General features: G+C 48.2%; 17 protein-coding genes and 2 pseudogenes. 8 read left to right on the top strand and 11 right to left on the bottom strand.

The features are described 5' to 3' along the window. The 3 genes from ACQRD3_RS12830 to ACQRD3_RS12820 all read right to left on the bottom strand — a co-directional run. Positions 1-156, bottom strand: a 156-nt coding sequence (locus tag ACQRD3_RS12830; RefSeq protein WP_427781650.1) for a PhzF family phenazine biosynthesis protein, incomplete at its 3' end; no start/stop codon positions are given. 3 nt (positions 157-159) lie between these two features. Continuing rightward, positions 160-1,275, bottom strand: coding sequence for a GNAT family N-acetyltransferase (locus ACQRD3_RS12825; protein ID WP_427781648.1), 1,116 nt, complete (start codon positions 1,273-1,275; stop codon positions 160-162). After that, positions 1,199-1,447, bottom strand: a complete 249-nt coding sequence (locus tag ACQRD3_RS12820) for a TetR/AcrR family transcriptional regulator (protein ID WP_427781647.1) — start codon at positions 1,445-1,447, stop codon at positions 1,199-1,201. Before ACQRD3_RS12820 ends, ACQRD3_RS12825 begins: the two co-directional genes overlap by 77 nt. A gap of 176 nt (positions 1,448-1,623) precedes the next feature. On the opposite strand from ACQRD3_RS12820, the gene ACQRD3_RS12815 reads away from it, so the two are divergent. Together ACQRD3_RS12815 and ACQRD3_RS12810 are read left to right on the top strand one after the other, a co-directional pair. Beyond that, complete coding sequence (locus ACQRD3_RS12815) at positions 1,624-2,097, top strand: TspO/MBR family protein (RefSeq protein WP_427781646.1); 474 nt, start codon at positions 1,624-1,626, stop codon at positions 2,095-2,097. A gap of 72 nt (positions 2,098-2,169) precedes the next feature. Further along, on the top strand, positions 2,170-2,550 hold the full coding sequence (locus tag ACQRD3_RS12810; RefSeq protein ID WP_427781645.1) for a DUF1653 domain-containing protein: 381 nt from the start codon (positions 2,170-2,172) through the stop codon (positions 2,548-2,550). An 81-nt stretch (positions 2,551-2,631) separates the two neighbouring features. On the opposite strand, the gene ACQRD3_RS12805 is transcribed toward ACQRD3_RS12810, so the two are convergent. Then, on the bottom strand, positions 2,632-3,252 hold the full coding sequence (locus tag ACQRD3_RS12805) for a helix-turn-helix domain-containing protein (RefSeq protein ID WP_427781649.1): 621 nt from the start codon (positions 3,250-3,252) through the stop codon (positions 2,632-2,634). A gap of 156 nt (positions 3,253-3,408) precedes the next feature. On the opposite strand from ACQRD3_RS12805, the gene ACQRD3_RS12800 reads away from it, so the two are divergent. Beyond that, positions 3,409-3,789, top strand: coding sequence for a hypothetical protein (locus tag ACQRD3_RS12800; RefSeq protein ID WP_427781644.1), 381 nt, complete (start codon positions 3,409-3,411; stop codon positions 3,787-3,789). Between the two features lie 161 nt (positions 3,790-3,950). On the opposite strand, the gene ACQRD3_RS12795 is transcribed toward ACQRD3_RS12800, so the two are convergent. From ACQRD3_RS12795 to ACQRD3_RS12770, 6 genes are all read right to left on the bottom strand, one after another. Next, complete coding sequence (locus ACQRD3_RS12795; protein WP_080907762.1) at positions 3,951-4,523, bottom strand: hypothetical protein; 573 nt, start codon at positions 4,521-4,523, stop codon at positions 3,951-3,953. Next, positions 4,520-5,350 (bottom strand): metal ABC transporter permease, encoded by an 831-nt coding sequence (locus ACQRD3_RS12790; RefSeq protein ID WP_427781643.1) that lies wholly within the window; start codon positions 5,348-5,350, stop codon positions 4,520-4,522. The genes ACQRD3_RS12795 and ACQRD3_RS12790 overlap by 4 nt, the downstream gene beginning before the upstream one ends. Then, positions 5,343-6,056 (bottom strand): metal ABC transporter ATP-binding protein, encoded by a 714-nt coding sequence (locus tag ACQRD3_RS12785; RefSeq protein ID WP_427781642.1) that lies wholly within the window; start codon positions 6,054-6,056, stop codon positions 5,343-5,345. The genes ACQRD3_RS12790 and ACQRD3_RS12785 overlap by 8 nt, the downstream gene beginning before the upstream one ends. 1 nt (position 6,057) lies before the next feature. Continuing rightward, positions 6,058-7,563 (bottom strand): metal ABC transporter solute-binding protein, Zn/Mn family, encoded by a 1,506-nt coding sequence (locus tag ACQRD3_RS12780; RefSeq protein WP_427781641.1) that lies wholly within the window; start codon positions 7,561-7,563, stop codon positions 6,058-6,060. A gap of 97 nt (positions 7,564-7,660) precedes the next feature. After that, on the bottom strand, positions 7,661-7,972 hold the full coding sequence (locus ACQRD3_RS12775; protein WP_080907765.1) for a hypothetical protein: 312 nt from the start codon (positions 7,970-7,972) through the stop codon (positions 7,661-7,663). Positions 7,973-7,993: 21 nt separating this feature from the next. Next, a complete protein-coding gene (locus ACQRD3_RS12770) occupies positions 7,994-8,398 on the bottom strand; it encodes a Fur family transcriptional regulator (RefSeq protein ID WP_427781640.1) in 405 nt (134 codons plus the stop codon). A gap of 187 nt (positions 8,399-8,585) precedes the next feature. Between ACQRD3_RS12770 and ACQRD3_RS12765 the strand changes: the two genes are divergently transcribed. Further along, positions 8,586-8,951 (top strand): metal-dependent transcriptional regulator, encoded by a 366-nt coding sequence (locus tag ACQRD3_RS12765; protein ID WP_427781639.1) that lies wholly within the window; start codon positions 8,586-8,588, stop codon positions 8,949-8,951. A gap of 232 nt (positions 8,952-9,183) precedes the next feature. Continuing rightward, positions 9,184-9,525, top strand: coding sequence for a hypothetical protein (locus ACQRD3_RS12760; RefSeq protein ID WP_080907768.1), 342 nt, complete (start codon positions 9,184-9,186; stop codon positions 9,523-9,525). Here ACQRD3_RS12760 and ACQRD3_RS12755 read toward each other — a convergent pair. After that, positions 9,472-9,627, bottom strand: a pseudogene (locus ACQRD3_RS12755) (IS1595-like element ISFiba1 family transposase); the annotation flags it as partial. The gene ACQRD3_RS12760 and the pseudogene ACQRD3_RS12755 sit on opposite strands and share 54 nt — an antisense overlap. Positions 9,628-10,047: 420 nt before the next feature. Between ACQRD3_RS12755 and ACQRD3_RS12750 the strand changes: the two are divergent. The 3 genes and pseudogenes from ACQRD3_RS12750 to ACQRD3_RS12740 all read left to right on the top strand — a co-directional run. Beyond that, on the top strand, positions 10,048-10,566 hold the full coding sequence (locus ACQRD3_RS12750) for a PfkB family carbohydrate kinase (RefSeq protein ID WP_080907769.1): 519 nt from the start codon (positions 10,048-10,050) through the stop codon (positions 10,564-10,566). Next, on the top strand, positions 10,563-10,799 hold the full coding sequence (locus ACQRD3_RS12745) for a TIGR04076 family protein (protein ID WP_080907770.1): 237 nt from the start codon (positions 10,563-10,565) through the stop codon (positions 10,797-10,799). The genes ACQRD3_RS12750 and ACQRD3_RS12745 overlap by 4 nt, the downstream gene beginning before the upstream one ends. Positions 10,800-10,878: 79 nt before the next feature. Beyond that, positions 10,879-11,079: pseudogene (locus ACQRD3_RS12740) on the top strand (hypothetical protein); the annotation flags it as partial. Between the last annotated feature and the right edge of the window lie 44 nt (positions 11,080-11,123).

Here is an 11,123-nt window from a genome sequence, read left to right as displayed (position 1 = left end):
AGGTCGTATTTCTTTTAAAAAGATTGTTTCAAACTGTTTGAATTCGCAGGCCATGCGCTGCATCTCTTCCTGGGACAGCCCGGGATCGCAGAAAACGACCGTAAGCCCGTTTCCGGCATACGGTTCTTTGCTGAATACATCCGCATGATAAATCAATATTCATTTCTCCTTTTGCTGCGCGCTTGCGCAAACTGACATGTTCTGTTTCCGGGATTTTCCTCGGGGACCATGAAGATGTTCTTCCGATTTTTTCCGCTCTTCTCCGGCTTTGATGCGGTCACAGGCCGCAGAGACTTTTTTTGACGTTTCGTGATGTGAGCGGCAAACCGCGCAGTTGCCATGCCGTTCGCAGTTTATCCGCCTGCACGGGCAGTGTTCCGAATTCATTGTTATTGATTTCCTGACCGCTGTCAGCGGCCCCTCCGGCAGGGTGACGGAAAGCCGCTGGCAGGGATAATCAAACAAGGTCAGCTGTTCTACGGGCGCAAAGCCAAGCGCGTCATAAAACGCGCGGGCAGCGGCCCCCAGCGGGTCTCCGGCACGATAAGTCACGACCGAGAGCGTTGTCTCAACAGGGAACTGTGCCGCGGCCGTCTCCACCAGCTTCTGTGCCAGTCCGCGCCGGCGGTAGTTCGGTGATACGGCAAGGAAATCCAGCTCCCGGCGCGCTTGAGAATAGAGAATGGCGGCGGGGATCCCGCCGTTGTGGCGGAACGCCCATGCTTCGCCGTGCTGCATGCGCTCTGCAAGCTGCGGTTCATATTCCGCCTCGTTCAGACCGGGAAAATACTGCCGCAGCGAACGGATCAGCTCCATCCAGCCTGGGATGTCCTCTGCCGCCGCCGGGTACGGAATGCCAAGGGCCTGCTCGTCCATGGGCATTCCCATCAGCAGGCTGATGCCGCGTTTGATCTGGGTGTGGTTTTGCAGATACTGCTCGCTGTCTTCATGCAGGATCGCGCTGCCCACGCCGTGGGTCAGATAGAATGCCGCCGCCTCCGGCGCAATGGGGGTGGGAACACCGTAATAGGCGCTCTGGATTTCCACGATCTGCCGCAGATAAGGCTCGATGAGGGTAAGGGTATGCTCCCGGATGGCCCAGCGCACGGTGCGGTGCATTTTACCGGCATATTTTTCCCGAAAAGCGGCGGTCTCCCGCTCCATACAGATGAAGAATTCCTCCATCACCCGGCAGGGATTACGCCGCCCGCGATCGACAATGCGCGCGGACGCCTCCTGATAACCGGCAAAAAAAACGGTCCAGAACCCGGTCAAAGATCTCCTCCTTGCCCTGAAAGTAATAATAAAACAGCCCGATTTCTCCGCCGGCCTTTTTCATAATGGACCGTACTGAGGTCCCGTCGAAGCCATGCTCCAAAAAGCAGCTTTGCGCGGCGGAAAGGATCTCTTCCTTTTTCCCGCTCCCGCCGCCTGCTCTTCTTCCCATACACCCGCTCCTTTCTGATTGAACAATGATCAATTATATAGAATATTCCACATGCCAGAAAAAGCGAGCGTTTTTCTGCGCGCGGGCCAGCTTTCAGAGCTGACAGGCACGGCGGCAGTTTGAAGTGGGTATCATAAAGAAAAAGGGAGCCACATATCAAATATGGGTGATGCAATTTGAAAAGCAATGCTTGGAAGCCCTATGTGATTTTTACGGCGCTGACAGAGGCGGTTGGACTGCTGGCCGGATTCCTGACGCAAGACGGTCTTGAAAACTACGGCAGCATCCTAAAATCCGCTCTAACCCCACCGGCCTTTGTTTTTCCATTGGTGTGGACGATTTTATTTGCACTCATGGGCATTGGAGCGGTCCGAGTTTGGCGGGCTCCGCCCTCGCGGGCGCGTACCGGCGGGATTCGTCTCTTTGTGCTCCAGTTGGCCGTAAATTTTTTCTGGAGCCTGATCTTTTTTCGCTGGCAGGCATTTGGCGGTTCCTTTTTGTGGCTGGTGCTTTTATGGGTGCTCATTTGGGGGATGATACTGTCCTTTGCAAAGGCGGATCTGAAAGCCGCGCTTTTGCAGATCCCCTATCTGCTGTGGGTCACCTTTGCCGGGTACCTGAACTATGCAGTTTGGATACTGAATCCTTAAATCGGCGGAAGCGGCGGCTTTGTGCTCTGGGGCAGAGAGGAAATAATTCTGTGTCCGGCGTCCTTTTGCCAGATGGTTGATTTATTCCGCCGTGGGCGGTATCATGTATGTCGATCAAAAGAAAGGGGAGACCCTTCTGCGGCAATCCCGGAGATCGGGCAGGGGAGAGGACAGACAGAGAAGGAGAAAATGATGCAGGAGTTGAAACTAAAACGCGTTTACCGTCATTTTAAAGGCGACTACTATCTGGTCGAGGATGTGGCCCGCCACTCTGAAACCGGAGAGGAACTGGTCGTGTACCGCAAGCTCTATGGAGATGGAAGCCTTTGGGTTCGGCCGTTGAGGATGTTCCTGGGAGAGGTGGATCACGCCAAATACCCGGATTGCCGGCAGACCTATCGTTTTGAATTACAGGAAATTGAAAGTGTTGCCGGTACGGTTCACTCCATATAAAGAGAGAAGGCGCGTGTTTTGCGGTATTTTCAATACCGCAAAACACGCGCCTTAAAAATTTTGGTTGTCTGAAGGCCGGGATCACTTTGCCCCATGTTGTTTTATCAGCAAAAACATCTTCGCCACAAAGAACAGAAATAGAGGCGTGACTGCGTACGGTTCTCTCGCTGCGGCAAAAAAGCAGACGGCAAAGATGTTCAACACAAGGGATGACTTTACGAGGATGCCGCCCCACATCTCATTTTCAAAGGAAGTAAAAATCAATTTGGCGATACCAAGTCCGATCATGGAAGTAAATACAACCCAATAGACTGCCAGATCGGCTGGTGTAGTATCTGTAAATGCCGGCAAATTCACGGAGTAGACATATCCGTCAACGGGGTTGCCGTATAGCGGGAGCAGAATAAATACGATTGCCAGTGTGTCCAGGATCCCCCAAAGCAAACTGTAAAGCTTCCTCACATTTGCTCTATTTTCCGTTTGCGCGAGGGTGAGCAGTTCTTCTCCAGACAACAGTTGGTCGATGGAGACGGGAAAAAATTTGGAGATGCTCTTGAGCGAGGCGATATTTGGGTATCCCTTGCCGCTTTCCCATTTTGAAATGGCGGTCCTCGATACGTATAACTGCTCTGCAAGCTGTTCCTGCGTTAAATTTTTCTGCGTTCTTAACTGCTGCAGCTTTTCATTGAATTCTAAAAAAATCTCTCCCCGTGCGGATCCGACCGGCGCATGGAATAGCAATCCTCTTCCCGTGCATCCGTATGATACCACATCCAGGGACAAAAAGAAAGTTGACAGGTTTGCCCTGCCGAGTGTTTATCCCGTTGGCACAGAAAGGAAGCCTCCATCAAGCAGACGATGATTCATTCTCATAAAATCAGCCGCACACCTTTCCAATGGGGGGTGCAGATGGCTGTTCTGACAAAACGGCCGAAAGCGATCATATTTGCTTTTGCTGTTATATTGGTCATTTCGGCGCTCACGTGCGTTTTTCACCGAATGAAAAACAACGCTTTCCGGGCGGCAATGGAGGCATTTGGTGTGCAGAGCGAAGAGAACAAGGCGCTGGTCTGCCTTTTTGCAGATGCGATTGAGGAACAGAGCGATTTCTTCTATCAGACGCACTATACCAAGTTGCCTGCTGCTGCTTACTGCACAACCTATGTGAAGGGAGTAACGGACAATGGCGCAGATATTTGTTTTTTTCCGTATATTCGGCTGCATGACACGACTGGTTAGGATGAGATCGTTTTTCAAGCGCGCCCCAATGGGACAACAAAAAGTATATGAACATGAAGCGCCTGGAGGCTGCCGTTGAGGACACCGTCATTGCTGGATGATTTTCTTCAAAAACCATAAATATTATCCACAGTGTGAGCCGAATACTGTCGAAAGAGCCGTCATTGGCTGACAAATTCTTCGCCGCGCTCTTCCAAAACCTCAATGCTGGATACATTCAGATATAGATCCTGAAAATATTCATTATTTACCAATTCTGGCGTACCTGTAACTTTGATCCAGGCATTGTCCTCCGGGTAGTCGCCATCATACTTTAAGAGGAATCCACCCCAGCCGTCGTTTCCGCAGCAGCCGGGCCCCCGCCGGTAGACCGCGGGAGTATCCTGTACGCCGTCCTGATTGAAGAAGAGCATATACATGCCTTCCACAACAATCGTTTTATCCTTGTACAGATCAAAATTGTAAAAGATATCATTGATCTGCGTCAAAAACATTTTTTCGCTGATGATTAAAGTGTTGCCGTCAGCAGATGTCTCTGGCGGAGAGGAGGCAGAAGGGGGATCGGAGGGAGGGGAAGTCGGAAACTGTGCTTGTGGATTCAGTTCCGTTTTTTGTGATTGCGCGGCGGAATCAGGGCTTTGAGACCTGCCGTCCATCTCTTTTTTAGCCCCACAGCCGCTGATAAGTATGCCGAGCAGAATAATGGCAAGAAATAGAGTCCCCGGCTTTTTCATCCCCGCGTCCTCCTTCCTCTTACCCATCCGGCTGTCGAAAAAATCAGAAAGCAGATAATATTCAAAATGGCCACGCTCGCTCCGGTAGGCGTTGCATAGAGATAAGAAATCGTAAGCCCGGCGAGAAAGCAGAGCAGCGACAGCGCCGCCGAACAGACCACCACGGAGCGAAAGCGTTTGAGCAGCTGCATGGAAGTCAGCGCCGGGAAAATAATAAGGCTGGAGATCAGCAGCGCGCCCATGGTACGCATTCCAAGCACAATGGTGAAGGCGGTCAGCAACGCAATCAGCATATTGTAAAGGTCTGCTTTGGTCCCGGTGGCTTTGGCAAAAGTCTCGTCAAAGGTCACCGCAAAAATCCGGTGATAGAACAGCACAAATAATACAAGCACAAATATGGAGAGAACAACCGTCAGCACCAGTTCATTTTGGTTGACACCAAGAATGGATCCAAACAGATAATTGCAGACGTCGGTATTCATGCCGGTGCTGAGGGAAATGACCATCACGCCGACGGCCAGAGACCCCGTCGAAATGATGGCAATCGCGGCGTCGCCCTTGATTTTGCTGCTGTCTTTTATGCGCAGCAGCAAAAAGGCCGCCAGCACAACAATGGGCAATGACACCGCAAGGGGAGCCGCGTGAAACGCGGTGGCCACAGCCAGCGCGCCAAACCCCACATGAGACAAACCGTCGCCGATCATGGAATAGCGCTTGAGCACCATGCTCACGCCGAGCAAAGAGGCGCAAAGCGCCACAAGAGCGCCGACGATCAACGCCCGTACCATAAAGGGAAAGGACATCATTTCCGGGAAAAAGCTAAGCACCTGCTTCGCCTCCTTGCGCAAACCGCTGTGCCAGAGGCGTACGCCGGTATTCCGCAGCGGTTCCGAAAAACACTTGCTTGGTATTCAGATGCAATATTTTATGTGCATAGTGCAGCACGCTCTGCATGTCATGGGACACCATGACGACGGTCAGTTTCATTTCGGTATTGATTTTGGAGATCAGCGCATACAGCTCTTTTGTTGCCAGCGGGTCCAGCCCTGCGGCAGGTTCATCTAACACCAGAAGCTTTTTTGCTGCACAGAGCGCCCGGGCCAGCAGCACCCGCTGCTGCTGGCCGCCGGACAGTTCCCGATAGCATTGCTTGTTTAACTGCGCAATTCCAAGCTGCTCCATCTTTTCCTGCGCCAAAGCTTTTTCCTTTTTTCCATAGAAAGGTCTCCAGCCCAGACGGCCCAAGCAGCCGGAAAGAACAACCTCAAACACGTCTGCCGGAAAATCCTTTTGCACATCGTTTTGCTGGGGCAAATATCCGATCTCATCCGCTTTCAGGCCATCGCCCATCCGGAGTATCCCTCCGGATGGGCGTTTCAGTTGTAAAAGGCCTTTCATCAGCGTGCTTTTTCCTGCGCCGTTTTCTCCTACGATGCAAAGATAATCTCCGCTTTCCACGGAAAAGCTGATCTCTTTTGCCACAAGGCGGCCATCATAAGAAAAGCTGACGTTTTCACAACTTAAGAGAGACATATCAGTTCAGCGCCTCTCTGAGTGCCTCTACATTTTTCTGCATGATGGAGAGATAGGTGGCTCCATTTGCAAGCTCATCTGCGGAAACGTTGTGGCAGGAATGCAGCGTCAATTTTTTGGCCCCGGTGGCATCGCACACGGAATCGGCGATCTTGCCGTTGGAAAATTCGATGGTGAACACCACCGGGAGCTTTTCTTCCTTGACTTTGTTCACAAGGAAGGCAACCGTCGCGGCGCTGGCTTCCGTTTCCGTGGAGCAGCCGGAGAACGCGGCATAATAGGTCAGCCCATAGGCGTCAGCAAAATAACGGAAGGGGAAACGGTCGCCGAACAGCACCGTCTTTCTGGCACCTGACGAAACCACGTTACGGAAGCTCTCGTCCAGCGCTTTCAGCTCTTTCACATAGGCTGCGCTGTTCTTTTCATAAGAAGCGGCGTTCGCCGGGTCTTTCTCTTTCAGCAGCGCCGCAATTTTCTCTGCGATTAAAATGGCATTCGCCGGAGAAGTCCAGACATGCTCGTCAGGCTCTTCCTCGTGCTCATGGGCATGCTCGTGGCCGATCATTTCTTCCGCAATTTCTTTTCCCGTCAGTTTGCTTCCGAAGTAGGTCGGCCAGTTGTCCATCTCTTTCAGCAGGGTGTCAAAACCGTCGTTGCCGGAGTAAATGTGGAAATGCTCCAGATCGTCTGTGGGCGCAATTTCGTGATCGCTGAACTGAATGTATTTGGGCGCGGCAGTGTCTGCGTCCGTTGCCTCAAACTGATATCGGACGCCCTTTTTGCCTGATTCATAGGTCAAAATCTTATAGCCCTTGTAGGCATAATCGGAAGAAGCTTCTTTTCCATTGGTATAAAAGCGGATACGGTTTCCTTCAATTTTGATGCGCTCCACATCGGTTTTAAATCCGGTTTTGTAATATTCTTTATATTCCTGCTCTGTTTTGTCCTGTTCTTCCTCTGCCTTGTGATGGAATACCTCATCCAGTGTGCCGTCCAGGAGGTAGGGGTATACCGACTGCCAGTCGCCAGCCCAATCGCTGAGTGCCCGATCTTTTACTTCAGAATCTTCAAATTCACCGTCGTCATGATGATCTTCCTCATGCTCATGTTCATGTTCCATGCCGTCTACAATTTCCTCATTCACGGTAGGAACGCAGTCCAGCAGTTTGAGGGTTTCCGGACGTTTGTCCCCCATGGAAGAAAGAATGTCGTCGACCCATACATCATTTTCGCCGCCGGTGTAAATAAACAGATCGGCACTTTGAATTTTCTTGATATCCTGCGGCGTCGGCTCAAAAGAGTGGCTTTCCGCGCCCGGTTTGAGCAGCATGGTGATTTCCGCATGGTCGCCGGCGATCTGTCTTGCAAAGTCGTACTGCGGGAAAATCGTGGCAACAATATTCAGCTTTTTGCCGGAGGACGCCTCTGTGCGTTGAGAAGTGCCACAGGCGGTCAAAAGCCCGGTCAGCATAAGCGCTGCCATCAGCAGCGAAATCATTCGTTTCATTGAAATAGGCCTCCAAATATTTGTATTTTTGCGCACAAAAACAAGGGGCTGTGGAATACAGTCCTTGCGGAGATGTTCTCAGTCCCTCTTGGAGGTTTTAATTATTCAGTTTCACCTTAAGCTGTACAGGAGAGCATTTGCAAAAGTGTACGGCATGCGAAAGAGCGACCGTGATGGCATGAATCAGCAGCGCCAAGGAAGCGCCGAATGTTACAACAGCCAAAGAAAGCTGCCGGCGGGAGTTTTCAACACTCTGAATATGCGCACAAATCGGGCAGTCGTGCCCTGTGCAGTCGTGATTTGCTTCTTTGATTTCATAAGCAAAGGACAACACGAGAAAGGCGGCAATGCAAACACAGAGAACTGCCGCAAAGATTCTTGTGTTTTTATTACGGCGTTTCTCGTTCATGTTTGTACTCCTTTCTGTCCTTTATGGTTCGCAGGTATCGCAGATTCCGTAAAATACAGTCTGTTCCAAGTCGATTTTTCCGCTTTTGCGCTGCTTCATCCGCACATTCAACTGCCGGAGCTCTTCGCTTTGAAAGTGCAGCAGCCTACCGCACTTCTCACAGCGAAAATGAAAGAGTTCCTCTTTCTCTGCCCCGCTGTTGTATTGATAACAGGAAGCGGCATTTCCGTTCAGCACATATTTGCGCGCTCTCCCTTCTGCCACCAGTGTGTCCATGCAGCGGTAAAGAGTAGGCATGCTCACTGCGGTCCCTGCCGCTTTTAACCGTTCTGAGATTTGTGGGATCGTGAGATGTGCTCCGCCGCTTTTATGCAGGCATTCCAGTACAGCTGCTTTCTGCTTTGTTTGATAGGGCGCTCTTGACATAAAGACGCCTCCTGCGAATTTGTAATCCGTTCTCAATTTAACATATAGCGTGATACTTGTCAATCCGCCAATAGGCCATATCGCTTAAAAGTATTATATAAACCTGCGTACATTTCTTGAAAACATAGTTAGAGTGTGTTAACCTATACTTGGATTTTAGAGTTTCAAGAAAGCTGGGACAGCCACTATGAAAATACAAAAAGCGTCTGAAGATTATCTGGAAGCGATGTTAATGATGCAGGAAAAGTACGGATATATTCGCTCGATCGATGTGGCCGAACAACTGGGCGTTAAGAAGCCAAGTGTCAGCTATGCAACAAAACGCCTGCGGGAAAATGGCTATATTACGATGGATGAGAAAGGGCTTATTTCATTGACTGATTCCGGTATGGAAATTGCCAGACGAATTTATAAGCGACATAAGCTGCTCACAGAATTTTTCGTCCATCTCGGCGTTGATGAGAAAACTGCGCGAGAGGATGCTTGCAAAATTGAGCATGATATCAGTGAAAAAACCTTCAACGCCATCTGTCATCATGCAGGCAGAGCCTAGTGGGATGCCGGCTTTTGAAATTAAGGTTGATTCGAGGCCGTGTGCAGAAGAATCTATCGGGTTGACAAACATGGGGTGGCATGGTAATATTTTCTCGTAAAGTACCTCGCCTGTAACGGCGAGGTACTTTTAAAACAGTAAGTTAGTTATAGCTAACTTACTGTTTTGAACCCAATAGTTAGATTAATCTAACTATTGGACCAAGAACCGAGTCATCGAAAGGGGCAGCGCTATGAGGAAATATATTACCAAACGCATCATAGGTTTTGCGGCCGTACTGATAGGGGTAAGTATTCGCTATTATGACTATGATATAAACCCACTACAGATGTATATGTTTCTGTCCACGGGAGAAGAAACTATGCAAACAAACACTGTAATGTCAATGACCTATGAAAATCGATACCGAAACTTACTCTGTAAAGACGTTTCCTTCTCTCAGCAAGACGAATATCGTTTTATAGAAACAAATGAATTGATTACCGAGCCTGTATTTTATTTGTTTTTGTGGTTATCCCTTTTAGTAAGCCATCCGAGAGCGAGCGACAGCCAAAATCAGCCGCTGCGTCAATAGGACACCGAAGGTTCGACGGCTAAAACGGAAAGCAAACTCGTCCAGATAAGACTGAAGATTGTCCTTGGGCAGGCCGTGGTAGGTACCCAGAATGAAGGCCTTACAGCACTTTCTTTTCCTAGATGCTCAACTTCATAATGTTTGACCTCCATTCTTAAATGAAGGAGCCGCCAAAGCAGCTCCCATGTGTGTAGCGGGACAGATGCCCCGCACAGTTCACCAATTCATTTGCCGTTTTGCCTGCAATCTGCTCCTGCTCGGAATTCAGGCACCCATAGGCAAAAATTTGCACGGTTCCGTGCAACAAATTTGAAAAGTTTAACTAAATCAAGAGAAAGAAAACGTGTGCATTTTTAAAGATTAGAAAAATGATAAGGCTATAATGATTTTTATTGTGGCGGATATATGGAACTGTTATAATAAAGGTATAAAGAAAACGACAAATTCCAATTTGTCGATGACATTTAGAATATTAGGCCTTTTTTCAAACAAGGCCTAATCAACAATCAGGACACAGACAATTTGTTGGTTGTTGTAGATCCAATTATGGGTGACGAAGGAAAACTATACAATGGTATGACTGATAATAACGTGGCGATTATGAGAAAACTTAGTTCATACGCCGATATTCTGATTCCTAACTTCACTGAAGCGTGTTTCTTGACAAATCGTTTTTACAGCAGAGATACTTTAAGTCAGGATGAAGCAGATAAATTGATTGAGAGAGTGCGTCAGCTTGGTGGTAAATCGGTTGTCATTACAAGCACTTCTGTGAATGGTGAAAACTGCGTTATTGGATATGACCATACAAAGGATGAGAACTTCAAAATTGGATTTGAACTGATAGACGTTCGTTTCCCCGGAACAGGAGATATCTTTTCCGCAGTTCTTGTCAGCGACGTGCTGAACGGTGAGTCGTTGTATGATGCCACCAAACACGCAATGGAAACGGTAAGAATCATTATTATAGATAACCTCGATAAGAAAGAAAAATTTTTCGGTGTTGATATCGAGCGTTACATAAGCGAGGGGAAATTATGAAGATTAAAATAACTTTGGTAGAACAAAAAGGTACTTGTCCTTGCCACAGAGGACACAAGGTTGGAGATACTTTTGATTTTGACACAGAAAGAGGAAAGCTGTGTCCAATGGCTGCTCACGTTCTTTTTCCTATGATTGATATCTTACGCTATGGTGGCGAGTTAAAGAGCAATGTTTTCTGTTGCCCGGATGTAGATACAATAAATGTGTTCAAAATTGAGAAGGTAGATTAATAGATAATTGACAAATAAGAATTTTACGCATTGTCAAATACTTTTTACATGAATAAATGAGCTGTGTCATAACATTTTGATAGAAAGTAAAAATGGGAGACTTTCCTATAAAATTTTTGCAAATAATGAGGACTTGCAGTTATATCCGAAAAAGAATAAAGGTAAAACCTGTAAAGATACGAAACCTGTTTTTGCTGTTGAAAAATATAAAGAATATACAAATACACAAATACGAAAATTGACTTCTGATGAAATACAGGAATATATGTCAGAACGATAAATCCAGTTTGTCAATTTCATATCTATATACATAAAGCAGTTAGT

The sequence above is a fragment of the Candidatus Pseudoscillospira sp. SGI.172 genome (genome assembly GCF_050313575.1).
Classification (GTDB): Bacteria; Bacillota; Clostridia; order Oscillospirales; family Oscillospiraceae; genus Vermiculatibacterium.
Note: the sequence above shows the minus strand (reverse complement) of the source record. Positions and strands in the feature narration are given on the sequence as shown.